Origin of the sequence: Micromonospora sp. NPDC050784 (assembly GCF_044456765.1) — a bacterium.
In the GTDB taxonomy this organism is placed as follows: Bacteria; Actinomycetota; Actinomycetes; order Mycobacteriales; family Micromonosporaceae; genus Micromonospora; species Micromonospora foliorum.
In genome coordinates this window covers 32,139-55,278 of the sequence record NZ_JBITGG010000026.1, presented here as the reverse complement: position 1 = coordinate 55,278, position 23,140 = coordinate 32,139, and the positions used below count along the sequence as shown (strand labels likewise).

The following is a 23,140-nucleotide window of genomic DNA, read 5'->3' as shown; positions in this document are numbered from 1 at the left end:
CGTCCGACCCGGCACGCTGACGCCTCCCTCCACGGGACCAGATCGGTCCCGGCCCGCACGGCGATCCGTCCCGGCCGCCCGCGCCGCACGCTCGACACATGATGACGATCCTCGCCACGCTCCTGAGTGGCCTGCTCTGGCTCGGTGGCACCGGGCTGCACCCGGTCCCCGCGCTGACCTGGCTCGCCCCGCTCCCGCTGGTCCTCGCCTCGACGCGGGTACGCCCGCGGACAGCGCTCTGCGCGACAGCCCTCGCCTGGTCGATCGGTCAGGTCGGCGTGCTCGGTTACTACCTCGGCACCCTGCGACTACCGGTCCCCGTGGTCGTCGGCGTGGTCCTGCTCGGCGTCGGTCTGGCGACCGGCACGATCCTGCTCGCCCGGGTACTGCTGCTACGCGGACGAACCGTCCTCGCCGTCCTCGCCGTGCCGTCGCTCTGGGTGCTGGGGGAGTACGCGGCGTCCCGCCTGCTGCCGCACGGCGCCTGGTGGAGCCTCGCCTACACCCAGGCCGACGTCCGCCCGGTGGTCCAGCTGACCTCGCTCACCGGCGTCTGGGGCGTCACCTACCTGCTGCTCGCCGTCCCCATCGCCCTCGCCGCCCTGCGCCGAAGTCCACGCCCCGCCCTCACCTGCCTGCTCGTCCTCCTGCTCGGCGCCGGCGGGTGGTCGGCCTGGTCACTGAGCCGTTCCTCCGACCCGGCCGAGCCGCTGACCGTCGGCCTGGTGGCCCTGCGGCAGCCCGAGGACGGGCTCCCGATCGACGAGCCGACCGGCCGTGACCTGCTCGCCCGCTACGCCGCGCGGGTCGAGGGCCTGGTCGCCCGTGGGGCACGGATCGTCGTCCTGCCGGAGAAGGTGTTCGCCGTGTCGGACACGACGATGCCCGTGCTCGTGGCCGCGCTCCGGCGGACCGAGGCTCAGGTCATTGTCGGCGTGGTGCGGCAACGGGCCGACGGGGCGAGCAATGTCGCGCTGGTGCTCGAACCGGGTGGGACCGTGGCGACGTACGAGAAACAGCACCTCATCCCGGGCCTGGAGGACTGGCTGACGCCGGGCGACGGCGAGGTGCTCGTGGACGGGCGATTCGGCGTGGCGATCTGCAAGGACCTCGACTATCCCGGCCTGGTTCGGCGGTATCGGGCGCAGGGCGCCTCGGTGCTGCTCGTTCCCGGCCTGGACTTCACCTCCGATGGCTGGCTGCACGGTCGGATGGCCCTGGTCCGGGGCGTGGAGAACGGGCTCGTCGTGGTCCGGGCCGCGGCGTTCGGCCGGCTGACGGTCACCGACGCCGGCGGCAGGATGGTGGGCGAGGCCACCGCCGGTGACGCGGAGCTGCTGCTCGCCACTCCGACGTCGGGGTGGGGCACTGTCTATTCGCGTACCGGAGACTGGTTTGCGCTGTTGTCCGTGGCCCTGTTGGTCCTGGCCGTGGGTGGGGCGCGGTGGTGGCCGGCTACCAGCGGTTCCAGTGTCGGCCACGACGCCCGGTCGTACGAGTCGCCGGGGCACCAGGAGCTACTGCGCCGCATCGTGGCCTGGCTCCGCCACGACAGCTGAACGCTCGGCCGGATAACCGGCCGAGCGTTCGCCTGTGGCGCGGATCAGCTCAGGTGTTGGTGGCCCGTCACGCCGCGGAGGCGGCCTTGGACCCTCGGTGCGACGCCGCCGGGCCGGCGTTCCAGCCCCAGCGGGGGGCCGGTACCGCGGCGTCGCGGCGTCCGTCCGTGTCGACGTCGTCGCTGTCGGTCTCGTCGATGGTCAGCTCCACCGAGGTGGGGGCGCTGCGGGCCAGTCGCAGGGAGTGCTCGGCGCCGGTGCGGGCCGTGCACGGCCAGGACTGCCCGGCGCACTGGAGGTTGCGGCACCGGCCCTCGTCGTCCGGCTCGTGTGCGCTGAGCACGTCGACCGCCAACTGCCAGAGCAGCGGGTCGGTCACGTCGTGCGGGCGTTCGGCGGTGCGGCTCGGTCGGTTGCTGGTGTCGTCGGACATCGTTGGGCCCCCCTCGTCAGGCTGTACCCCCCAAGGGTCACCCGTCAGCCGCCGACTAAACCGCCGACCTGCTGTGATGTGTCTCTGGTCGCAACTCGACAGCGGACGCCGCACGCGTATCGGTCAATCCGGCAGGAGCGGCATCTCCACGCCCGGCTCCCGGCCGAGCAACACTGCCCGGGTGAGCGCCGCCGATCCGAACCGGTCGCGTACCGCATCGACAGCAGCGTCCAGTTCGGACCCGGCGTCCGGCTGGAACGGCAGCTCCGGCTGCACCGGGTTGTCATCGAGGTTGCCCACCGACACACCGATCAGGGTGACACCGCGGCGATCGATCTCGGGCAGCGCGGCGCGCAGCAGCGTACGCGCGGCGGCGAGCAACGACGCCGTGTCCGCCGTGGCTTTACCCACCGTGTGCGAGCGGGTCGCCCGGGTGTAGTCGCCGAAGCGCAACCGCAGCACCACCGTGCGGCCGGACCGCCCGGCCGTCCGCATCCGCCGGCTGACCCGGTCGACCAGGCCGGCGAGGATGGCGTCCAACTCCGTCGAGGCGTGCGGGGTACGACTCAGCGCGTGTTGCGCGCCCATCGAACCGCGCCGCCGCCCCACCTGCACCGCCCGGGGGTCGCGATTGTGCGCCAGCGCGTGCAGGTGCCGGCCGGGGCCCGCGCCGAGCAGCGACACCAGCGCCGCCTCGCCGAGGCGGGCCACCTCCCCGACGGTGCGGATCCGGCGTTCCCGCAGTTTGGCGGCCGTCACCGGGCCGACGCCCCAGAGCCGTTCCACCGGCAGCGGGTGCAGGAACGCCAGCTCGGCGTCCGGTGCGACCACCAGCAGGCCGTCCGGTTTCGCCACCCCGCTGGCCACCTTGGCCAGGAACTTGGTGCGGGCCACCCCCACGGTGATCGGCAGGTGGACCCGGTCGCGGACCTCCCGGCGCAGCTGTTCGGCGATCTCGGCCGGTGGCCCGACCAGCCGCCGCAGGCCACCCACGTCGAGGAACGCCTCGTCGATGGAGAGCCCCTCGACCAGCGGTGTGGTCTGCCGGAAGATCTCGAAGACCGCGCGGCTCGCCGCCGTGTACGCCGACATGCGGGGCGGCACGACGATCGCGTCCGGACAGAGCCGACGCGCCTGCTGGCCGCCCATCGCGCTGCGGACGCCCCGCGCCTTCGCCTCGTAGCTGGCCGCCAGCACCACGCCGCCACCGACGATCACCGGCCGCCCACGCAGGCGCGGGTCGTCGCGCTGCTCGACCGACGCGTAGAACGCGTCCAGGTCGGCGTGCAGGATGCTGGCGCCGGGCGACACGTACACATGTTCGCATGACGCCCGGCCGGCACGGCAGTGAGCTGGGCGAACGCCCGATCAGTCGAGGCAGAACTCGTTGCCCTCGGGGTCGGCCATGACGAGGTGACCGGCGCCCAACGGGGGAGTGGGCTCGTGTCGACTGAGCCGCTCGGCGCCATGCGAGGCGAGCCGTTCGGCCTCCGCCTCCAGGGCCGCCATCCGCTCGTCACCCTCCAGCCCGGGGGCCGCGCGGACGTCGAGGTGGACGCGATTCTTCACCTGCTTGTGCTCGGGCACCCGCTGGAAGAACAGCCGTGGCCGCGCGCCCTCGGGGTCGACCACCGCCGACGCGTCGTTGCGCTTCTCGGGCGGTACGCCCATCGCCTCCAGCGCCTGGTCCCAGGACTCGAAGTTGCCGGGTGGGGCCTGCACCTGGTAGCCGAGCGCCTCGGCCCAGAACGTGGCCAACCCGGCCGGGTCGGCGCAGTCGAACGTGATCTGGACGTCGCGGATAACGGCGGATCCCTGTTTCCTGGTCTGGTCGGTCATGATCCCAGCCTCTCGCGGATAGCGGACAGGGTTGTTCCGCTATCCGTGCAACGATCGACTGGTGACCGTCGAGGCGACGACCGAGCGGGTGCTGCGCCTGCTGGCGCTGCTGCAACGACGACTGTCCTGGACGGCCGCCGAGCTCGCCGCCGAGTTGGGGGTCACCGGCCGGTGCGTGCGCCGCGACGTGCAGCGCCTGCGCGCGCTCGGCTATCCGGTGCACGCGGTGTCGGGCGTCGGCGGCGGCTACCAACTCGGCGCGGGCACCCGGCTGCCGCCGTTGCTCCTCGACGACGAGGAGGCGATCGCCACGGCGGTGTCGCTGCGGCTCGCGTCCGGGGGCACGGTCGCCGGGGCGGGCGAGGCCGCGCTGCGGGCGCTCGCGAAGCTCGACCAGGTGATGCCGTCGCGGCTACGCGCCGAGGTACGGGCGGTGCACGGCGCCACCGACACCCTCATCGGCCCGGTCGCCGAGATCGACGCGGAGTTGCTGGTGACACTGGCCCGGGCCTGTCGGGACGGGGTGCGCGTTCGGTTCCACTATCCCGGCCGGGACGCCGGGGAGCGGGAACGGACGGTCGAGCCGATCCGGATGGTCACGACCGGCCGCCGCTGGTATCTGATGGCCTGGGACGTCGACCGCGACGACTGGCGGACGTTCCGGCTGGACCGGATGCGGGCAGCGGTGGCGACGACTTGGCGTTTCCCGGCACGCGAGCACCCGGATCCGGTCGCCTTCGTGCAGCGGGCCGTGACCGGGGCACCGTACCGGTACGTCGCCCGGGTGCGGGTGCACGCCCCGGCCGACCGGGTGCGCGAGGTGGTCCCGCCCCAGGTGGGGCGGGTCGAGGACGACCGCGACGGGTGGTCCGTGCTGGTCATCGGCGGCGACAACCTGGACTGGCTCGCCGCGCACCTCGCCCGACTGGATCACGAGCTGGAGGTGCTGGAGCCTCCCGAGCTGCGCGAGGCCGCGGGCCGGCTCGCCCGTCGTCTCGCGGTGCTGGCCGGTGCGACGTCGGAGCCCGGCGCGCGGTGACGCAGCGTGTAGTGGCGCAGGGACACCGGGCTGCCGTCGGGAGCGGTCCACGGTGCCGTGCTGGTGCCGACACACCGCCAGCCTGCACGCTCGTACAGCGCGGCGGCCGCGGCGCCACCGGCGGCCAACTCCAGCACCAGGTCCGTTGCGCGTTTGTCCGCCCACTGGCGGGCCCGGTCCAGCAAGGCGCTGCCCAACGCCAACCCACGGGCCTTCGGCACCACGAAGAGACGTGCCACCTCGGCCGTCGGCCGGCCGGGCGGCCCGTCCACCGCGTCGGGCACCCGATGCACGGCGATGTGCCCCACGACGGCAGCGTCAGCGTCGACGGCAACCCAGGCTCGCGCCGGGTGCGGCTCGCGCAGCCAGCGGTGCGGGTCGGCCGGCCAGTTCAGCGGGTACCGGTCGACCCGGTGGACTTCGGCGAGCGCCGCGACACATCCGTCGAGATCGGTGGCGCGCCGCCGGCGAATGCGCGGTGGGATCACAGGTCGTCGAACGGGCTGGCGTAGCGGAACTCGCCCCGGATCGACTCGCGCCACGCGTGCAGCGGCCGAGCCATGAAGTACTGCGGCCCCCACGGCTGAGGCGGAGTCACGCCCAGATCGACGGCGGGCCGGAACCCGAAGCGCGGGTAGTAGTCGGGGTGCCCGAGCAACACCACCAGCGGCTCGTCCCGCGCGTCGGCTGCACCGAGCACGGCGTGCATCAACGCGCTGCCAACTCCGCGCCGCTGCCAGCCGGGCAGCACGCCCAGCGGCCCCAGACCCAACGCCACCGGCGCACCGCCCACCAGGCCGCGGGTGGCCACCACGTGCCCGACCACCTGGCCGTCCGAATCGGCCGCCACCAGGGAGTACGCGGGCAGCCAGCCCTCGTCGGCGCGCAGCGCGTCGACAAGCGTCGCCTCGACCGGTACGCCATCGCCGCCGTCGGCCTTGGCGAAGGCGGCGGAGTGCACCGCCCGAATGGCGTCGACGTCGGCGGATGTCTCGCGTCTGATCAGCACCGCGCCACCATACGGGTGCCTTCGGCAGCGCCTCCACGCGTTATTCCGTCGCATGCCGACGACGGCCAGGTCGGGCGTGATCTCAGCCGACGGCGGTGGCTGACGGCGGGGCGCTGCCGCCCCGGGGTGCCTCCGGGGCCATCAGCCGGATGATCTCCGCCTGGTCGGCGGGTGAGGGCAGCCCCCACTCCGGTCGGTAGCCGTACACCTCGTGCAGTGGGGTGGAGCCGGTGCGGCCGTCCAGGATCTCCACGGCGTCGGTGCCGATCAGGCCGGGGTGCTCGACGCCGCAGGCCTCGGCGACCTTGGTCAGGTCCCGGCGCAGCGTTCGCAGGTAGTTGGCCGCCCGGACCGACTTCAACGTCGGGTCCAGGCCCCGGGCGAGCCACGCGTTCTGGGTGGCGACGCCGGTGGGGCAGGTGTCGGTGTGGCACTTCTGCGCCTGGATGCAGCCGATCGCCAGCATCGCCTCCCGACCGACGTTGACCAGGTCGCAGCCGAGCGCGAACGCCACAATCGCGTTGTCGGGCAGGCCGAGCTTGCCGCCGCCGACGAAGACCACCTGCTCATGCAGGTCGTGCTCGGCGAAGATCTTGTACACCCGGGAGAAGCCCTGCTGGAACGGGAGCGACACGGAGTCGGTGAAGATCAGTGGTGCGGCGCCGGTGCCGCCCTCGCCGCCGTCGATCGTCACGAAGTCCACGCCCCGGCCGGTGTCCCGCATCAGGGTGGCCAGTTCCTGCCAGAAGCCCAGGTCTCCGACCGCCGACTTGATGCCGACCGGCAGACCCGTCTCGGCGGCGAGCAACTCCACCCAGTCGAGCAGACTGTCGCAGTCGGAGAACTCGGCGTGCCGGGACGGGCTGACGCAGTCCTGACCGGCCGGGATGCCCCGGGTGGCGGCGATCTCGGCGGACACCTTCGCCCCGGGCAGCAGCCCACCGAGGCTCGGCTTGGCACCCTGGCTCAGCTTGATCTCCAGCGCCCGTACCGGCGCGCCGGCAACCAGGTCCTTCAGCCGGTCGAGACTGAACCGGCCGTGCTCGTCGCGGCAGCCGAAGTACGCCGTGCCGAGTTGGAAGACCAGCTCACCGCCGTTGCGGTGGTACGGCGACAGACCGCCCTCGCCGGTGTTCTGCAGGCAGCCGGCGAGCGCGGCGCCCTTGTTGAGCGCGGTGATGGCGTTGCCGGAGAGCGAGCCGAAGCTCATCCCGGAGATGTTGACGACCGACTCCGGTCGGAACGCCCGGGCCCGCCCCCGTGCCGCGCCGAGCACCTTCGCGCTGGGCAACCGCACGTCGTGCCCGGCGGTCGGTGACGACGGCGGCACGGCCCGACCGAACGTGCGGTGCTTGATGATCGGATACCCGGGGGTGTACTCGATGTCGTTGTCCGTGCCGAAACCGAAGTAGTTGTTCTCCTGCTTGGCCGACGCGTACACCCAGCGGCGCTGGTCGCGGGTGAACGGCCGCTCCTCGTTGTTGCCGGCCACGATGTACTGCCGAAGCTCCGGCCCGATCGTCTCCAACAGGTAGCGGGCCCGGCCGAGGACCGGGAAGTTGCGCAGCAGCGCGTGGTCGCGCTGGATCAGGTCCCGCGCGGCGAGGGCCGCGACGGCGGCGGCGACAGCGGGTACGGCTCGACGGGCCCAGGTCATGCCGGCACTCTTTCCGCCCGCGCCGTCGGCCAAACCGACCCGGTGGCACGGACTGGCTGGTCAGGACTCGGGCTGCGAGATCTTGACCACGCCTGGTGACCGGGCTGGCGGCGGTGCGGGTGCGGCCCGCACCGCCGCCACGGGCTCAGCGGTGCCGGAACGACTCGCGGACCGAACCGCCGACGACCGTGCACCAGGTGCTCGTGCTGAGCTTGCCGTTGCGGGGCAGCCCGTGCAGCGCCTGAAGGTCCTGCACCGCCCTCCGGGTGGCGTGGTCGTACGCCCCGGTGACGGTGACCGCGTACCCCTTGGTGGCCAGGATTTCCTGCACGGCCGTGACCGGCGCGCCGACGGCGTGCTGGTCCAACTCCGGCGCCAGCGTCTCCCAGGTCGGCGTGGTGAGTGTGGCGTCCACGTCCACCGCGATGCCGTTGCGGGCCTGCCAGTCCTGCACGGCCGCGACGGTCGCGGCGTCGAACGTGCCGCTGACGGTCACCGGGTAGCCCCGGTAGGCGAGCAGGTGCTGCACCACCCGGACCGAGGGGGAGTTGACGAAACGCCACAGGTCCGGCCAGCGACGGGCCGGCACGTCACCGAGCTTGGTGCCCAGGGCGGCGTGCACCCGCCGCCGCAACTCGGGGAACTGCCGGTAGAAGGCCGCGCCCGGGCACTCGGTGGTGCGGAAGTCCCAGTGGCCGAAGATGTCGTGCGCGTGCAGCCCGTACTGCCGGCAGATCGCGACGCAGAGCTTGACCAGCGAGTCGGTCAGCGCCTCGGGCGGCGTCTCGGTGACGTAGGTGCCCTCGTTCTCGATGCCGATGGCCCGGCCGTTCTCACCAGGGCAGTGCGCCGAGATCATCTGCCGGTCACCGGCTTCGAGGCGCTCCAGGCTGCCCCGGCGGCCCTCCAGCACGTAGCCGCCGCGACTCACCGTGAAGTGCTGGCCGGTGTCCGACCAGCCGTTGCCGTCCATGTGCAGGTCCTGGCAGTCGTGGGCCAGCTTGACCGCCTGCTCGCGGGAGTAGTCGGTGACGTTCGGGAACGCCATGTGGTGCACGATGATCTTGTTGGTGGCGATGGCGCTCACCGACAGCGGGTCCTTCGGCGGGCGGGCGGCCCACTCGTCACAGCTGATGATCCAGTCCAGGTCGGTGCCCGGCGCGGCCTGCGCCGCGCCCGGGAAGGCGAGTTCGCTCCCGACGACGGCGACCGTGGCGGCGCCGAGACCGGCCCGCAGCAGCGTCCGGCGATCCACTTCGGAATGGTCGACGTGCATTGCATCTCCTCCTGCGGCCGACGGCGGGGGGATGAAAAGTAGCTCCAGTGGCCGCACGCACTCCGGAGAATATTGCCAAGACTCGTCCGCGCGCTAGAGGGCGCCCAACCCCGGCAGGCAGCCGGAGAACCGATCGGCCAGAAGATCAACGCTCCGCTGACCTGGCCGCCGCGTGCTCCTCGCTCACCAGCACTCGGTCGTGGGGGTGCCCCTGCCTGGTCGGCGTTTCCGCGCGACGGGTCGGGGGTAGGTCCGGGGCTGACCGTTCCGGCTGCCCCTTCGTAAGGAATGACCAGATGAGTGACAACGTCAGCGACGCGGTGGGCGACGCTCTCCGCTCGGTGATGCTCTTCCTGCCCAAGGCCGTCGCCTTCCTGGCGATCCTGGTGGCCGGATGGCTGATCGCCAAGGCCGTACTGAAGATCGTGGAGAAGGTCCTCGAACGGGTGGGCTTCGACCGCGCCGTCGAACGCGGCGGCATCCGCCGCGCGTTGAGCCGCTCCCGGTACGACGCCAGCGACATCGTCGCGAAGCTCGTCTACTACGCGGTGCTGCTGTTCACCCTTCAGCTCGCCTTCGGCATCTGGGGGCCGAACCCGATCTCCGACCTGCTCGGCGCGGTGATCTCGTGGCTGCCCCGGGCCTTCGTCGCGATCGTCATCGTCGTGGTCGCCGCCGCCATCGCCAACGCGGTCAAGGACATCATCAGCGGCGCGCTCGGCGGCCTGTCGTACGGCCGGGTGCTGGCGACCATCGCGTCGGTGTTCATCCTCGGCCTCGGCGTCATCGCCGCGCTGAACCAGATCGGCGTGGCCACCGCGGTCACCACCCCGGTGCTGATCGCCGTACTCGCCACGATCGGCGGCATCCTCGTCGTCGGTGTCGGCGGCGGCCTGATCCGTCCGATGCAGAGTCGTTGGGAGTCGTGGCTGACCCGCGCCGAGCAGGAGTCGCAGCTGATCGCCGAGCACGCCCAGGCGTACCGGGCCGGCCGCCGCGACGCCGAGGCCGAGTTGGCGCGGGCGTCGGCTCCCACCGGCGACCCGGAGGCCACCCAGGTGGTGACCCGACCGGCCGACGCCGACGCCACCCAGGTGGTGACCCGACCGGCCGACGCCGACGCCACCCAGGTGGTGACCCGACCGGCCGACACGGACGCCACCCAGGCCGTCCGCTTCCCGGTCAGCTCCGACCCCACCGAGGCCGTCCGCTTCCCGGTCAGCTCCGACCCCACCCACGTGGTCAGTCGCAGCGCCGTCGACGACGTCACGCCGACGCCGGCCCGGCCCTCGGCGACCGAGGACACGACCCAGGTGGTCAGCGGCTCGGCCGATTCGGACGTCACGCAGGTGGTGGGCGCCGGTGCCGACCCCGACACGACCCAGGTGGTCACGGGCGGCATCGACCGCGCGGTGCCCGGGCAGCGCACCAGCGACGACAGCGAGACCACCACGGTCATCCCGCCGGTCGACCGGCGCTGACACCAGCGGTACGGCGGCGGGGCGGGATCGATCTGATCCCGCCCCGCCTCGCGTTGTCCGCCCACCCCGCTCACCCAACACGGCACGCGCTGCTCGGCACGCCGAAAGCGCTGGCCGCGGCCGCGCCGGTTGTCTAGCATCGCGGGCATGACCTGGCGACATTGATCCAGCGGCTTAGGCCGATCCCGTGGGCCGCCACGGGCACCGCACCTCCGGTGTCCGTCTCCACTCCCACGGGAAGGCCCCATGACCTCCATCGCCTCGCGCGTGCCCGACCCGGCGGTCCGTCGGCTGACGGCGACCCTCTACGGGTACGCGTTCCTCAGCGACCTTGTCCTGCTCTACCCGCTGTACGTGGTGTTCTTCGCCGACACCGGGCTGTCGGTGGGGCAGATCGCGTCGCTCTTCGTCATCTGGTCGGCCGCCGGCATCCTGTTCGAGGTGCCCTCCGGCGCCTGGGCCGACGTGCTGTCCCGTCGGCTGCTGCTGTGCCTCGCCCCGCTGGTGGCCGCCGCCGGTTTCGCGCTCTGGGTGCTGCTGCCGTCGTACCCGGCGTTCGCGGTCGGTTTCCTGCTCTGGGGCGCCGGTGGCGCACTGGTCTCCGGTGCCCTGGAGGCGTTGGTCTGGACCGAGTTGGACCGGCTCGGCGCGGTCGACCGGTACGCCCGGGTGCTGGGGCGGGCGCGCACGGCGGGTGTGCTGGGCGTGGTGGTCTCCGGAGTGCTCGCCGGCCCGGTGCTCGCCGCCGGCGGTTACCCGGCGGTCGGCGCGGCCAGCGTGCTGGCCTGCCTGCTCGCCACGATCGTCGCCACCCGGTTCCCGGAACACCGCGCGCCGAGGACCGTACGCGTTCCGGTCGCCGAGTCGGCGCTGGCTGCTCGGTCGGTGGGTGCCGCGCCACCCCGGCCGGACGAGCCGGACACCGTCCTACCCGCAGGCCCGGACGACGATGGTGACCTGGGCTGGTGGGACACGCTGCGGGCCGGGGTGTCGCAGGTTCGCACCCGCCCGCCGGTACGGGCCGCCGTGCTGCTGGTGGCCGTGGTCGCCGCCGACTGGGGCGCCCTGGACGAGTACACCCCGCTGCTCGCCCTGGACACCGGCGTCGGGGCGCAGGCCGTACCCCTGCTGCTCCTGCTGCTCTGGGCCGGGGTGACCGTCGGTGGGCTGCTCGCCCCGGCGGGGGAGCGGCTGGGCAGCCGCGGCTACGCCGCGCTGCTGGGGCTGGTTGGCGTCGCGCTGGCCGGAGGTGCAGTGCTTCGGCACCCGGCGGGGTTCGTGCTGCTCGCGGTGGCCTTCGGCGCCGCGCAGCTGGCCACCGTGCTGGCCGACGCGCGGCTCCAGGCCCGGATCACCGGCAGCAGCCGCGCCACCGTCACCTCCCTGGCCGGGATGGCCACCGACGTGCTGATCATCGTGACGTACGCCGGCTATGGCCTGCTCGCCACGGCGGCTGGCAACGCGGTGGCGTTCGCGCTGACCGGCGGGGCGTACCTCGTGGTGGCCCTGGTGCTGCTGGCCCGCCGTCGGCGCCAGACGGCCGTGCACACCGGCGTCGCCGCGGCTGTGGCAGGTGGCCCGGAGTGACCGGGGCCCGGCGGCGGCCTCTTCCGGTCGCCGCCGGGCACACGTCAGCCGGCCATGTGGATGAACGACCACTGGTGGCCGTCGAGGTCCCGGAAGCCGCGCATGTACATCGACCCGTTGACCGTTCCCGGCCCGAGCGCCTCCCCACCGGCGACCGCCGCCTGGTCGACCAGTTCGTCGACCTGCCCCCGGCTCGACGCCGACAGCCCGACGATGACCTCCCGGCTGGTCGCCGTATCCGTCGTGGCGATCCCGGTGTACGCCTCGAAGCCCGAGCGGAGGTGCAGCACCAGCCGGGTGGTGTCGGAGACGGTGAGCACCATGCTGTCGCCCTCCGGCTCGGTCTGGTCGCTGGTGAAGCCGATCGCCCGGTAGAACTCGGTGGCGGTGGTCAGGTCACGCACCGGCAGGTTGATGAACGTCATGGTCATCGGTGGTCTCCGTCCGTTTCGAGCAACACCTTCAGTGCGGCGAGCCGTTCCCGCCAGTACGCCTTCAGGTCCGCGGCCTGCTCGGCTCCGGTCAGCTTCTCGTGCAGGATGCTGACCCGTGCCTTGAACGATCTCTGGGTGGGCATCACATGCTTCCGCCGACCCCGCCGGGGTGGGCATGTGGCACCGCGTCCCGAGGGCTCCAGCCCCCCTTTGCCTCCGCGTTGCCGGTGGCGTGAGCGCCGGGAGGGAGGTGCGGCGCGGGACCACGCCGATCTCACCCTAGCCCGAACAGCCGTCAGGGTTGGTCACCGTCGAGGTAGACCCACCGGCCTTCCTCGCGGACGAACCGGCTGTGCTCGGTCAACGTGCCGGGCCGGCCCGCGTCCCGGTAGTGCGCGTGGAACGTCACCGTGCCGGCGGTGTCGAGCAGGCCGCCCCGCTCGGTCTCCACGATCTCCAGCCGGGTCCACCGCTGCCCCGGGTCGAGTTCCAGGGAGGTGGGCCGGGTCGAGGAGTGCCAGCTGCGCAGCAGGTAACCGGAGTCGCCGAGGGCGAAGGCGCTGAACCGGGAGCGCATCAACGCTTCGGCCGTCGCCGGGGCGTCGCCTCCGTGCGCGGGGGCGCAGCAGTCCGCGTACGCCCGGCCGGAGCCGCACGGGCATACCCGTCCCGTGGTCGCGTTCGGCCGCCGACGTCCCGCACCCTTACCCACGTGGCTATCCTGCCGCACCCGATCTAGTCCAACGGCACCGGCAGCGGCACCGGCCGCTTGGCCACCCGGTCGTCCCCCGACGACCGGCCGCGCAGGTGCCGGGCCAGCCAGGGCAGCAGGTGCCGGCGGGTCCAGGCCAGCTCGGCGCCGAACACCTCACCCCGGCGCCGCCGTGGTGCCGGCGGCAACGGCAGCGTCCAGGAGTCGTCGAACCCGGGCAGACCCGCCGTGTACGCCAGTGCGGCGGCGATCCGCTCATGCCCGGCGCTGTTGGCGTGCAGCCGGTCGTCGCTCCACAGCCGGGGATCGGAGGAGACCGGGTGGGCGCCCAGGTCGAGGAGGGTGGCGCCGGTCCGCGCGGTGGCGGCCCGCAGCGCCTCGTTGAGCGCCAGCATGCGCCCCCGCAGCGGCCGGGCCAGCGGCATCACGGGCGCCGGATCCGGCATCGTGAACGTCAGCACGGTGGCCCCCTGCTCGACCAGTGCCTGCTGCATCGCCGCGACATCCCCGGCGACCTAATCCGCGTCGAAGGAGGGGCGCAGCACGTCGTTCATGCCGGCGACCACGGTGGCCAGGTCGGGGGCCAGATCGAGGGCGGGCTGGAGCTGCTCGGCGCGGATCAGCGCGGTGGTCCGGCCACGGATGGCCAGGTTCGCGTACTCCAGGCCGCCCTGGGCGCGGGCCACCGCCAGGGCGAACCGGTCGGCCCAGCCCCGGTAGCCGCCGACGCCGTCCGGATCGTCGAGCCCTTCGGTGGTGCTGTCGCCGATCGCCACGTACCGCTGCCACATCACCCGCGCGAGGTTAGCCCTCCGTCAACTCAGGCGGCCCGCCGGTCGGTCGACAACGACAGTTGACGATCCTTCCTAGACTCGCGACATGACGCGAGCCCCTGCGGTGCCACTGGCCCCGAACGTCTGGCGTATCCCCACGGTGGGCCGCGCTGCCGTCAACTCGTACGCCTTCGTCGACGACGACGGCAGCGTCACGCTTGTCGACTGCGGGCTGGCCAAGGCCCCGGCCCGGATCGTGCGCGGGCTCGCGGCGATCGGCAAGGTGCCGGCTGACGTCACCCGGATCCTGCTCACCCACGCGCACCCCGATCACGCCGGCGGCGCGGCGGAGCTGGCCCGCCGCACCGGCGCCCCGGTCGCGGCGCACGCCGCCGACGTGCCGTACGCGGAGGCGGGGCGCGCGCCGGTCAGCGATCCGACCGTGACCGGCGGCCGGCTCTTCGCCCGGCTCAACAGCGGCCGGTTCCCGGCGGTCGAGGTGGCCCAGCCGCTGGCCGACGGAGACCTGCTCGACGTCGGTGGTGGCCTGCGGGTGGTGCACACCCCCGGGCACTCGCCCGGGCACGTGTCGCTGCTGCACGAGCCGACCCGCCTGCTGATCACCGGGGACGCCTTGTTCAACGTGCTCGGCGTCCGATGGCCGATGAAGTGGCTGTGCAGCGACTTCCAGATGACCCGGGAGACCGCGCACGTGCTCGGCGAGTTGGATTACGACCTCGCGGCGTTCACCCACGGCCCGGAGCTGACCGACAAACCCCGCGACCGCATCCGGGCCTTCCTCTCCGCGTACCGCTGAGCAGCCCGTCGGCGGGCCTCACAGCCAACCGGAGCGGCGGAACAGGCGGTACAGGAACAGGGCCGCCGCCGCCATCAGGGTGACGGCCCCGGCGTAGCCGTAGCGCCAGGCCAGCTCGGGCATGTGGTCGAAGTTCATGCCGTAGATGCCGGCGATGCCGGTCTGGGTGGCCGCGATGGCCGCCCAGGCGGCGATCTTGCGCATGTCGTTGTTCTGCTCAACGGCGAGTTGCGCCAGGCGTGACTGGACGATCGAGGTGAGCAGGTCGTCGTACGCGGCCACCCGATCCACCGCCCGGCTCAGTCGGCCGTCGACGTCGACGAACCAGCGGTGCAGGGCGCGGGGCGGACCGTCGGGCTCGAGCAGCGTACGCATCGGCCCCTGCAACGGCAGGACCGCCCGTTTGAACTCCACCACCTCCCGTTTGAGCTGGTAGATGTGCTGGATGTCGGTCGTACGGTCGCGGGCGAACACCGCCTCCTCGACCCGCTCCAGGTCGCGTTCCACGTGCCCGGCCACCTCCAGGTAGGTGTCGACCATGCGGGCGCAGACCGCGTACGCCACCGCCCACGGTCCGGCGGCCAGCAGTGCGGGGCGGCGTTCGATGTCGGCCCGGACGCTGCGCAGCGCCCCGGCGGCGCCGTGCCGCACCGTGATGGCGAAGCGGTCACCGAGCAGCACCATGACGTCCCCGGTGTCGATCACCTCGGAGGTGTCGGTCAGCTCGTCGTGCTCCACGTACCCGGCGGTGCGCAGGACCAGCAGCGTGACCGACCCGTGGCGCTGCACGGTGGGCCGGTGCCCGTCGGCGAGCGCCTGTTCGACGGTCAGTTCGTCGAGGCCGAAGGTCTGGCCGACCGCGGCGAGCACGGCCGGGCCTGGATCGTGCAGTCCCAGCCACACGAAGGCGTCGCGGCCGTGCCGTGCCCGGGCGTACGCGTCGGCGTAGTGCCGTTGGCCGGGCTCCCGGCGACCGTTCACGTAGACGGCGCAGTCGACAACGGCGTCCGGGTTGGACCGGCGGGGGTTGGGGGAGTCGTCCTCGACCCGTCCGAGCAGTCGACGGGCCAGGGCGCGTACGCCTCGACCGGCCCGGTCCCGTACCGGTCGCTGATCCACCGCGTGCCTCCCCGTCGCCCGGCGCACCATCCCGATCAGGCATGGTGCCACCGCATTCTGCCGAGCAGGGTCGGGCTCCCGACAGCGGGGCGGCGGTGCGGGCGGCTCAGGCGGGCGGTCCGGCTCAGACGGGCGGTCCGGCTCAGACGGGCGGTTCGGTCAGACGCGCGGTCCGGCTCAGGCGGTGCGGGTGGCGAAGACGACGACGTTGTCGACGTAGTTGCCGGTGGCGGCGTCGAACCGGCCGCCGCAGGTGATCAGGCGTAGCCCGGCGGCGTCCGCCGGGCCGTAGACCAGGGTGGTGGGGAAGTGCTCCTTCGGGTACGCGCGGACGTCGTCCACTGTGAACGTGGCGACCCGTGCGTCGGCGCGGGTGACCTGGACCTGTTGCCCGGCGCGGAGCCGACCGAGGTCGAAGAAGACCGCCGGGCCGGACGGTGAGTCGACGTGTCCCACCAGGACCGCGTTGCCGGTGTCGCCGGGGCTGACCCCGTGCCGGTACCAGCCGGCGAGGGTGGGCCGGTCCAGTGGCGGCACCTCCAGGACCCCGGCGGCGTCCGCGCCGACGGGGACGATGTCGGCGCGGACGTCGATGGCGGGGATCTGCACCCGGACCGGCGCGGCGGATGGCAGCGGCGCCAGGTCCGGTGCGGGGTGGGTGCGTGGCGGCGCGTCGGCCGACGGTCGTGGTGGCCGCGCCGGGTCGGCGGTGAGGCCGACGGTGATCAGCCCGAGCCCGGTCACGCCGAGCAGGGCGACCATGGCCGGTAGGGTCCGCCGCCACCACACGTGTGCACCTCCGTACGGGATCGTCGGGTGCCCGCACCGGTGTCACCGGCGCGGGCACCCGTCTCAGGGATGGAACGGTCGCCGATCAGGCGACAGTGGACACCGGACGGCGCCGGCGGATCAGGATCACCGCGCCGGCGAGGGCGGTGCCGAGCAGCGTGCCGCCGGCGGCGAGAGCGCCGGTGTCACGGTTGTCGCCGCCGGAGCCGGCCGGCGCGCCGCCGATCGGGGTGACGGCGAATGTGGCGGTGCCGGCCGAACTGCCGTCGCCGCAGGTCGCCGCCACCGTGTACGTACCCAGGGTGAACCCGGCGGTGAAGAGCTCGGCGCTCAGCCCGCCGCCGGCGGCGGCCGTGGTGGACCGGACGTTCTGGTCGCGGTTGGGGCCGGTGACCCGGAAGATGGCGTCACCCGACTTCGGGTTGCAGGTCGTCGCTGTGAGCACGACGGTCCCACCGACCGGGGTGGTGGCCGGTGACACCGTGGTGTCGGCCAGTGCGGCGCCTGGCAGCAGGAGCGTGCCGAGGCCCACGCCGAGCGCCGCCGAGCAGAGTGCTGTTGAGACCTTCATACGCGTCTTCCCTCACTTTTCGTCCGCTGACTGCGTGGGACGTCGTTCGGGTGGCCAACTCCGTGACTAGCACCGGTGTGCCCAACACTAGGTGGGTTGGGTCCTCGATCAGGTGAAAATGAGAAATCCTCGTTGCCGTCACGTGTCCACCCGAAGGCGGGGAGAGCTGCGGAAAGGACCGGACGGCCCGACCGGCACCGGTGCTCCGATCGATGTCCATCCGGTCGGGCTGTCGTCGCTGTGTCGATGGCGAGGTATTGCCGGGGACGGCGGAAATGCACCGCCTGGCCGGCGCGATCCGCCTTCGGGCCTGGTCCAAGATCCGCACAAGAACAGGGATATAGGTGCCTCTGGAGGCCCCTATATCCGTAGAGTTGTGCGGACTTGGACCGGGGCGCGTCGGACAACCTGACTGCGGGCGGCTCTTCTGCCGGCGGGATAAATCCCCCGGCGGCCGGGGGAGACGCTGGTAGGTTCGCTCGCCGTGACACCGAACGTCGGAGCTGGCCTGGGAACGGCGTTCGCCCGACTCTGGGCGGCGAGCACCCTCTCGGCCCTGGGTAGCGGCCTGGCCACCGTCGCAGCGCCGCTCTTCGTCGCGTCGCGTACCGATGACCCGCTCGTGGTCGCCGGGGCGTCCGCCGTGGCGTGGCTGCCGTGGCTGCTCTTCGCCCTGCCCGGCGGGGTGCTTGTCGACCGGATGGACCGGCGCCGCCTGATGATCGTCATCGACCTGGTCCGGGTGGTGGCGCTCGCCGTTCTGGCCACGGCGATCCTCAGCGGCCGTGGCGGGGTGGTGCTGCTGTTCGCGGTGTTGTTCCTGGTCAACACCGGTGAGATCGTGTTCCGCGCGGCGAGCCAGGCCATGGTTCCGATCGTGGTGCCACGGCACCGCCTGGAGCGTGCCAACGGCTGGCTCAGCGGCGGCGCCACGCTCATGCACAGCATGCTCGCCGGCCCGCTCGGCGGCTTCCTGTTCGCGCTCTCGGCGGGCAGCCCGTTCCTGGTCAACGCCGTCACGTACGCCCTCAGCGCCGTACTGGTGGCGCTGATCGGCGGGAACTTCCGGGCCGCCGTCGGCGACCCGCACACACGCCGTACCCGCTCGATGGTCGGCGAGATCGTCGACGGGCTGCGCTGGCTGGCCGACCAGCGGTTGCTGCGCACGATGGCCGTGCTGATCGGTCTGCTCAACGTGACCCTCACCGCCGCGCTCGCGGTGCTGGTGCTGCTCGCCGGCGAGCGGCTGGGCCTCGGTTCTGTCGGCTACGGCCTGCTCTTCACCTGCATGGCCACCGGTGGGGTGCTCGGCGCCCTCCTCGGCGACCGGATCATCGCCCGGATCAGCGCCACCTGGACGATCCGGATCGGCCTGCTCGTCGAGGCGGGGCTGCACCTGGCGTTGGCCGCGTCCCGCAGCACCATCGTGGTCGGGTTCGCGCTGTTCGCCTTCGGCGTCCACGGCGGGCTGTGGAACATCGTGGCGAACTCCCTGCGCCAACGACTCACCCCACCGAACTTGCAAGGGCGGGTGGCCAGCACGACCCTCTTTGTCGCGGCGGGTGGCAACTGCGTGGGCGCACTGCTGGGCGGGCTGCTCGCCGCCCGGTTCGGCATCACCGCCCCGTACTGGGTCGGGTTGGTGGTGGCGATCGGCGTCTCCGCCGTGACCTGGCGGGTCTTCAACCGGGCGGCGGTGGCGCAGGCGTTCGCCGACCCGCCACCGGTCGAGGAGCCCGCCCCGGTGGCCTGAGCGCCGTTGCGGCCCATCCGGTGGTGTCGGGTGGCCGTGTGGCAGCGTGGTGCGGGTGACCGACTCCGCGCCGCTCGACGTCGACCTCGCGCTGCTCGGTGGTGGCGGCGCCGCGTCGTTGCTGCTCGCCGCGCTGGACCGGCACGGTGTCCGCGGCCTGCGGATCGCCATCGTCGACCCGGTGCGCCGACGCGGTCAGGACCGCACCTGGGCCTTCTGGGGCCACGCCGACACCGACCTGGACCCGCTGCTCAGCGCGAGCTGGCAGCAGGTCGAGGTGACGACGGCGGCGCGACGCCGCGTCCTGGACCTCACCCCGCTGCGGTACGCCATGCTCCGCTCCGGCCCGGTCTACGACCGGGCTGCCGACGCCGAGCGTCGCCTCCATGCCACCCGGATCGTCGCGCCCGCCGAGACGGTGCGCGACGACGGCGCCCGGGTGCGGGTGCGTACCGGCGACGGGCGCACCGTACGGGCCGGCTGGGTGCTCGACTCCCGCCCCCGCCCGCCGGCGCGAGCGGGGCGAACCACCTGGTTGCAGCACTTCCGGGGGTGGTGGCTGGAGGCCGACCGGCCGGTGTTCGACCCGGCGCGAGCGGTGCTGATGGACTTCCGTACCCCGCAGCCGCCCCGGGGTGTCTCCTTCGGGTACGTGCTGCCGGTCAGCGACCGCTACGCCCTGGTCGAGTACACCGAGTTCTCGCCGGACCTGCTCACCGACGCCGGCTACGACGCGGCGCTGGCCGGCTACCGGGACCTGCTCGGGCTGGACCCGGCCGGGCTGCGGGTGCGCGAGGTGGAGAACGGGGTGATCCCGATGACCGACGCGCCGTTTCCCGCCCGGCCCACACCCCGCGTGGTCCGGCTCGGCACGGCCGGGGGCGCGACCCGCCCCTCCACCGGCTTCACCTTCTCCGCCATGTACCGCCAGGCCGACCAGGTGGCCCGCGCTCTCGCCGCGGGACGACCGCCGGTGCCCGCGCCGGCGTACCCGCGTCGGCACCGCTGGATGGACTCGGTGGCGTTGCGGGCGCTGGACCGGGGCGGGGTGGGCGGTCCCGACTTCTTCGACCGGCTCTTCGATCGCAACCCCGCCGAGCGGGTGCTGCGCTTCCTCGACGGGGCTACCACCCCGGCCGAGGAGGTCGCGATCATGAATTCGACCCGGCTGGTACCGATGATCGCCGCGACCGCTGGCGACGCCGTACACCGCGTCCGTGACCGGCTGCGCCCCACCCGGCCCGCGCCGGCCATCCCACCAGCGGTGGTGGGTTCGGCGCCGACGGCTCGGCGCGGCGGCCCCCCGAGCGGGGAGGACGACGTCCGCGCCCGGTAGGTTGCCGGGCATGGTGGACGCGGCGGCCGGCAGGGGCGTGCAGATCTGGACCGACGGGGCGTGCAGTGGCAACCCCGGGCCGGGCGGTTGGGGCGCGTTGCTGCGCTACGGCGATCACGAGCGGGAGCTGTGCGGCGGTGAGGCCACGCCCACCACCAACAACCGGATGGAGCTGATGGCGGCCATCCAGGCGTTGGAGAGCCTGAACCGGCCGGTCACCGTGGAGCTGCACACCGACAGCACGTACGTGCGCAACGGCATCACCAGCTGGCTGGCGTCGTGGAAGCGCAACGGTTGGCGGACCGCCGCGAAGCAGCCGGTGAAGAACGCCGACCTGTGGCAGCGGCTGGAGGCGGCCTGCGAACGGCACGAGGTCACCTGGCTGTGGGTCAAGGGGCACAACGGGCACCCGGAGAACGAGCGGGCCGACGGGCTCGCCAACAAGGGCATGACCGAGGCGCGGGCCGCGCTGAGCAGCCGCTGAGCCTGGGTCAGCGGGTCGCGTCCGGGTGCCCCGGCATGCTGGAGCCACCGCCGCTGCTGCCGGACGAGCCACCGGCGACGCCCGAGTTGTCCGGCTCGGTCACGATGTCCGGCGAGGCGTCGGTGTCCGCTGGCGCGGGGACCTCGGTGTCCGTCTCGACCTGCACCAGTGGCGCCTGACCGGCCTCGTCCTCGCTGTGCTGCGGGTCGCCCGGCTGCTCACCTTGGCGATTTCGGTAGCCCACGCCGTGCCCCCCGTCAATGCCGGTCCGCGTCGGCGCTGGCTACCCGGCGTCGTCCCGGCCGAAACCTGACCCGCCAGCGGCGACCGCCGATTCGACCGTCTCGACCTGCGGTGCGGCGGACGGCAACCGCAGCGTCCGGCGACGGCTGAGCGCGACGACCAGCGCCAGCGCCAGCGCGCCGACGACCACCAGGAACGCCCAGGTGTTACCGAGGTGGTCGTTGACCACGCCACTGGTCGCGGAGCCGGCCGCGATGCCCAGCTGCCCGGCCGTCTGCAACCACCCGTACGTCTCGGGGAGCCGGTCCGCCGGGGTGGAGCGGGCGAGGATCTCGTCGGTGACGGCGAGGAACGGTGCCAGCGCGAGACCGAAGACCGCAAGCGCGACGGCCATCTGCGGCACGCTGCGCGGCAGCAGCAGCGCCACCGAGGTGGCGGCCAACGTGCCGAGCATCGTCAGGTACGCCGCCGCCGGGCTGCCGGGCCGCCCTCGGCTCGCCAGCAGTACGCCACCGGCCAGGCTGCCCACCGACCAGATGGTCACCAGCAGCCCGGCCTGGTCCGGGTGCCCGACCGTGGTGGCGAACGCGGGCACCAGCACCCACATGGCACCGATGCCCATCATGTATCCGATGTGGGTGCCGACGACGGTGCGGCGGGTGGCCCGGCCGGGCAGTGCGGACCCCTTCGCGCGAGGCTGCCGGTCGGTCTCGCGCGGCGGCAGCACGGCGACCATGCCGAGCAGCCCGGCGCTGCCGATCACGGCGAAGGCGAGCAGTGCGGCCGTGGGCCCACTGATCAGCAGGCTCAGCGTCACCGCGAGCGGGCCGCCCACGTAGAGCACCTCCTGCCCGACGGCGTTGACCGCGTACGCGCGGGCCAGCGCGGCGGGTGCGACGAGCCGGGCCAGTTGGGCGCGTCCGCTGCCGACGGCCGGTGGCGTGCTGAGCCCGGCCACGGTGGCCAGCGCCACGAAGGCCACCGGTTCGGTGGTGACGGCCAGGCCGAGCAGGGCGAGCAGGTGGGCGAGGCCGGTGGCGAGCAGCACCGGCCGCGCACCGAGCCGACCCAGGAGTCGGCCGACCAGCGGCGCGGTGACCGCCAGCCCGATCCCGCAGCCGGCGCTGGCCAGTCCGGCGGTGGCGAAGCTGCCGGTGTTCTGGTGACCGAGCAGCACGACGAGCAGTTGCCGCAGTGCGACCGGTAGCTGCGCCACGGTCATCAGCAGGATGAGCAGCATCGCCCGCCGGGGTACGTTCACAGGTTATGAATCTCGCTACCGGCGCCGACCCCGACGGGCGGGCGCCGAGGACCGGGCCGGCTGGCGGACCGGGGTGAGCGGCAGCGCCGTCCAGTGCGCCGGCCGGGTCAGCGTCCGCGGCAGCACGGTGCGCGTGTCACCCCGGGCGGCGTCCAGCTGGGACTGGTGCAGGAAGAGCGTGTCCCGCAGGTCCGCGCCCCGCAGGTCGGCCCCGCGCAGGTCCGCGCCGGTCACGTCGGCCAGGCCGAGGTCCGCTCCGCGCAGATCGGCGCCGATGAGCAGCGCCCCGCGCAGGTTGGCCCGGCGGAGGTCGACCCGGCGCAGGTCCACCCCGAGCAGGTGCGCGCCCCGCCGGTCGGCGCCGCCGGGGGCGCGGGCCGCGTCGCTGGCCCGGGACAGCAGCGGGTTGACCCGGCCCCGCTGGCCGGCGACGTCCACCGCGCGAAGCTGCGCCGGGTCACCGTCGGTGAGGGTCAGCGTCTCGGCGCGGGCCCGTTCCAGTTCGGTGCGCAGGTCGGCCGGCGGGCGCAGCGCCACCGCCTCGGTGAGGTACCAGAGCAGTTCGTGCAGCGGTCGTAGCACCGCGAACGCCTCCGCCATCGCCGGCAACGTCTCCGGCGCGTCCCGCCAGTCCCGCCCGCCGAAGGTCACTTGGGCGACCTGCTGCCCGGCACCGAAGCAGTCGAACACCGTGCAGCCGGGGAAACCGCGCTGCCGCAGCTCGGTGTGGATGCCGCAGCGGTGGTCGGGGCGCAGGTTGGGGCAGGGCGAGCCGGCCGGCTTGTCGATGGCGAAGTCCGTCGACGCGGCGAAGGCGGGCACCACGCAGCACAGGCCGAAGCAGCGTCCGCAGTCGGCGCGCAGCTGCGCCGCCCCGGACGGCGGTGCGGTGCGGTGCGACACGCCTACGGTCCTCCCGTCGATCAGGGTGGACCACCATTGTTTCCGGTGCCGAGACGACAGGTCCG

The 23,140-nt window shown here is 73.3% G+C and carries 24 protein-coding genes and 1 pseudogene; 8 read left to right on the top strand and 17 right to left on the bottom strand.

Going from position 1 to position 23,140, the window contains the following annotated elements:
* The first annotated feature begins 98 nt into the window (after positions 1–98).
* Positions 99–1,559 (top strand): nitrilase-related carbon-nitrogen hydrolase, encoded by a 1,461-nt coding sequence (locus ACIBD9_RS28305; protein ID WP_396722196.1) that lies wholly within the window; start codon positions 99–101, stop codon positions 1,557–1,559.
* Positions 1,560–1,626: 67 nt separating this feature from the next.
* Here the strand turns inward: ACIBD9_RS28305 and ACIBD9_RS28300 are convergent, their stop codons facing one another.
* The 3 genes from ACIBD9_RS28300 to ACIBD9_RS28290 form a co-directional block, all read right to left on the bottom strand.
* Positions 1,627–1,992: a hypothetical protein gene (locus ACIBD9_RS28300; RefSeq protein ID WP_396722194.1), complete on the bottom strand. Its 366-nt coding sequence runs from the start codon at positions 1,990–1,992 to the stop codon at positions 1,627–1,629.
* Positions 1,993–2,115: 123 nt separating this feature from the next.
* Positions 2,116–3,303: a DNA polymerase IV gene (gene dinB, locus ACIBD9_RS28295; protein WP_396722192.1), complete on the bottom strand. Its 1,188-nt coding sequence runs from the start codon at positions 3,301–3,303 to the stop codon at positions 2,116–2,118.
* Positions 3,304–3,360: 57 nt separating this feature from the next.
* Complete coding sequence (locus tag ACIBD9_RS28290; RefSeq protein ID WP_396722190.1) at positions 3,361–3,831, bottom strand: VOC family protein; 471 nt, start codon at positions 3,829–3,831, stop codon at positions 3,361–3,363.
* Positions 3,832–3,892: 61 nt separating this feature from the next.
* Between ACIBD9_RS28290 and ACIBD9_RS28285 the strand changes: the two genes are divergently transcribed.
* Positions 3,893–4,870: a helix-turn-helix transcriptional regulator gene (locus ACIBD9_RS28285; RefSeq protein WP_387170183.1), complete on the top strand. Its 978-nt coding sequence runs from the start codon at positions 3,893–3,895 to the stop codon at positions 4,868–4,870.
* On the opposite strand, the gene ACIBD9_RS28280 is transcribed toward ACIBD9_RS28285, so the two are convergent.
* The 4 genes from ACIBD9_RS28280 to ACIBD9_RS28265 form a co-directional block, all read right to left on the bottom strand.
* The gene (locus ACIBD9_RS28280; RefSeq protein WP_396722188.1) at positions 4,762–5,358 is read right to left on the bottom strand and encodes a GNAT family N-acetyltransferase; all 597 of its coding nucleotides are present in this window, start codon (positions 5,356–5,358) and stop codon (positions 4,762–4,764) included. The genes ACIBD9_RS28285 and ACIBD9_RS28280 overlap by 109 nt on opposite strands.
* Positions 5,355–5,879 (bottom strand): GNAT family N-acetyltransferase, encoded by a 525-nt coding sequence (locus ACIBD9_RS28275; protein ID WP_396722187.1) that lies wholly within the window; start codon positions 5,877–5,879, stop codon positions 5,355–5,357. Before ACIBD9_RS28275 ends, ACIBD9_RS28280 begins: the two co-directional genes overlap by 4 nt.
* Before the next feature lie 82 nt (positions 5,880–5,961).
* Positions 5,962–7,536, bottom strand: coding sequence for an FMN-binding glutamate synthase family protein (locus ACIBD9_RS28270; protein WP_396722185.1), 1,575 nt, complete (start codon positions 7,534–7,536; stop codon positions 5,962–5,964).
* A 145-nt stretch (positions 7,537–7,681) separates the two neighbouring features.
* On the bottom strand, positions 7,682–8,791 hold the full coding sequence (locus ACIBD9_RS28265; protein WP_396722184.1) for a peptidoglycan-binding protein: 1,110 nt from the start codon (positions 8,789–8,791) through the stop codon (positions 7,682–7,684).
* A gap of 317 nt (positions 8,792–9,108) precedes the next feature.
* Between ACIBD9_RS28265 and ACIBD9_RS28260 the strand changes: the two genes are divergently transcribed.
* Together ACIBD9_RS28260 and ACIBD9_RS28255 are read left to right on the top strand one after the other, a co-directional pair.
* Complete coding sequence (locus ACIBD9_RS28260) at positions 9,109–10,293, top strand: hypothetical protein (protein ID WP_396722182.1); 1,185 nt, start codon at positions 9,109–9,111, stop codon at positions 10,291–10,293.
* A gap of 246 nt (positions 10,294–10,539) precedes the next feature.
* The gene (locus tag ACIBD9_RS28255) at positions 10,540–11,880 is read left to right on the top strand and encodes an MFS transporter (protein WP_396722180.1); all 1,341 of its coding nucleotides are present in this window, start codon (positions 10,540–10,542) and stop codon (positions 11,878–11,880) included.
* A gap of 44 nt (positions 11,881–11,924) precedes the next feature.
* On the opposite strand, the gene ACIBD9_RS28250 is transcribed toward ACIBD9_RS28255, so the two are convergent.
* The 4 genes and pseudogenes from ACIBD9_RS28250 to ACIBD9_RS28235 all read right to left on the bottom strand — a co-directional run bounded on the left by ACIBD9_RS28250 (position 11,925) and on the right by ACIBD9_RS28235 (position 13,817).
* Positions 11,925–12,311, bottom strand: a complete 387-nt coding sequence (locus ACIBD9_RS28250; RefSeq protein WP_396722179.1) for a VOC family protein — start codon at positions 12,309–12,311, stop codon at positions 11,925–11,927.
* Positions 12,308–12,457, bottom strand: a complete 150-nt coding sequence (locus ACIBD9_RS28245; RefSeq protein ID WP_396722177.1) for a hypothetical protein — start codon at positions 12,455–12,457, stop codon at positions 12,308–12,310. The genes ACIBD9_RS28250 and ACIBD9_RS28245 overlap by 4 nt, the downstream gene beginning before the upstream one ends.
* 152 nt (positions 12,458–12,609) lie before the next feature.
* Complete coding sequence (locus tag ACIBD9_RS28240; protein ID WP_396722176.1) at positions 12,610–13,026, bottom strand: YchJ family metal-binding protein; 417 nt, start codon at positions 13,024–13,026, stop codon at positions 12,610–12,612.
* A 23-nt stretch (positions 13,027–13,049) separates the two neighbouring features.
* Positions 13,050–13,817, bottom strand: a pseudogene (locus tag ACIBD9_RS28235) (SGNH/GDSL hydrolase family protein).
* An 88-nt stretch (positions 13,818–13,905) separates the two neighbouring features.
* On the opposite strand from ACIBD9_RS28235, the gene ACIBD9_RS28230 reads away from it, so the two are divergent.
* A complete protein-coding gene (locus tag ACIBD9_RS28230) occupies positions 13,906–14,616 on the top strand; it encodes an MBL fold metallo-hydrolase (protein ID WP_396722174.1) in 711 nt (236 codons plus the stop codon).
* An 18-nt stretch (positions 14,617–14,634) separates the two neighbouring features.
* Here the strand turns inward: ACIBD9_RS28230 and ACIBD9_RS28225 are convergent, their stop codons facing one another.
* The 3 genes from ACIBD9_RS28225 to ACIBD9_RS28215 all read right to left on the bottom strand — a co-directional run bounded on the left by ACIBD9_RS28225 (position 14,635) and on the right by ACIBD9_RS28215 (position 17,095).
* On the bottom strand, positions 14,635–15,735 hold the full coding sequence (locus ACIBD9_RS28225; protein WP_396722172.1) for a magnesium and cobalt transport protein CorA: 1,101 nt from the start codon (positions 15,733–15,735) through the stop codon (positions 14,635–14,637).
* 177 nt (positions 15,736–15,912) lie between these two features.
* The gene (locus ACIBD9_RS28220; protein WP_396722170.1) at positions 15,913–16,497 is read right to left on the bottom strand and encodes a class F sortase; all 585 of its coding nucleotides are present in this window, start codon (positions 16,495–16,497) and stop codon (positions 15,913–15,915) included.
* 112 nt (positions 16,498–16,609) lie between these two features.
* Positions 16,610–17,095, bottom strand: coding sequence for a hypothetical protein (locus ACIBD9_RS28215; protein WP_124775133.1), 486 nt, complete (start codon positions 17,093–17,095; stop codon positions 16,610–16,612).
* A gap of 484 nt (positions 17,096–17,579) precedes the next feature.
* On the opposite strand from ACIBD9_RS28215, the gene ACIBD9_RS28210 reads away from it, so the two are divergent.
* From ACIBD9_RS28210 to rnhA, 3 genes are read left to right on the top strand one after another with little or no spacing between them, the layout of a single operon-like run.
* Positions 17,580–18,848 carry an MFS transporter gene (locus tag ACIBD9_RS28210; RefSeq protein WP_396722168.1) on the top strand — a complete coding sequence of 423 codons (1,269 nt, stop codon included), beginning with the start codon at positions 17,580–17,582 and terminating at the stop codon, positions 18,846–18,848.
* A 55-nt stretch (positions 18,849–18,903) separates the two neighbouring features.
* Entirely contained in the window at positions 18,904–20,184 is a 1,281-nt protein-coding gene (locus tag ACIBD9_RS28205) for a lycopene cyclase family protein (protein ID WP_396722166.1), read from the top strand.
* A gap of 10 nt (positions 20,185–20,194) precedes the next feature.
* On the top strand, positions 20,195–20,668 hold the full coding sequence (gene rnhA / locus ACIBD9_RS28200; protein ID WP_357351370.1) for a ribonuclease HI: 474 nt from the start codon (positions 20,195–20,197) through the stop codon (positions 20,666–20,668).
* Between the two features lie 7 nt (positions 20,669–20,675).
* On the opposite strand, the gene ACIBD9_RS28195 is transcribed toward rnhA, so the two are convergent.
* The 3 genes from ACIBD9_RS28195 to ACIBD9_RS28185 are packed head-to-tail and all read right to left on the bottom strand — an operon-like array spanning position 20,676 to position 23,075.
* Positions 20,676–20,912, bottom strand: coding sequence for a preprotein translocase YidC (locus ACIBD9_RS28195; protein WP_396722164.1), 237 nt, complete (start codon positions 20,910–20,912; stop codon positions 20,676–20,678).
* Between the two features lie 39 nt (positions 20,913–20,951).
* A complete protein-coding gene (locus ACIBD9_RS28190; RefSeq protein ID WP_396722163.1) occupies positions 20,952–22,172 on the bottom strand; it encodes an MFS transporter in 1,221 nt (406 codons plus the stop codon).
* 15 nt (positions 22,173–22,187) lie between these two features.
* Positions 22,188–23,075 carry a pentapeptide repeat-containing protein gene (locus tag ACIBD9_RS28185; RefSeq protein WP_396722161.1) on the bottom strand — a complete coding sequence of 296 codons (888 nt, stop codon included), beginning with the start codon at positions 23,073–23,075 and terminating at the stop codon, positions 22,188–22,190.
* Between the last annotated feature and the right edge of the window lie 65 nt (positions 23,076–23,140).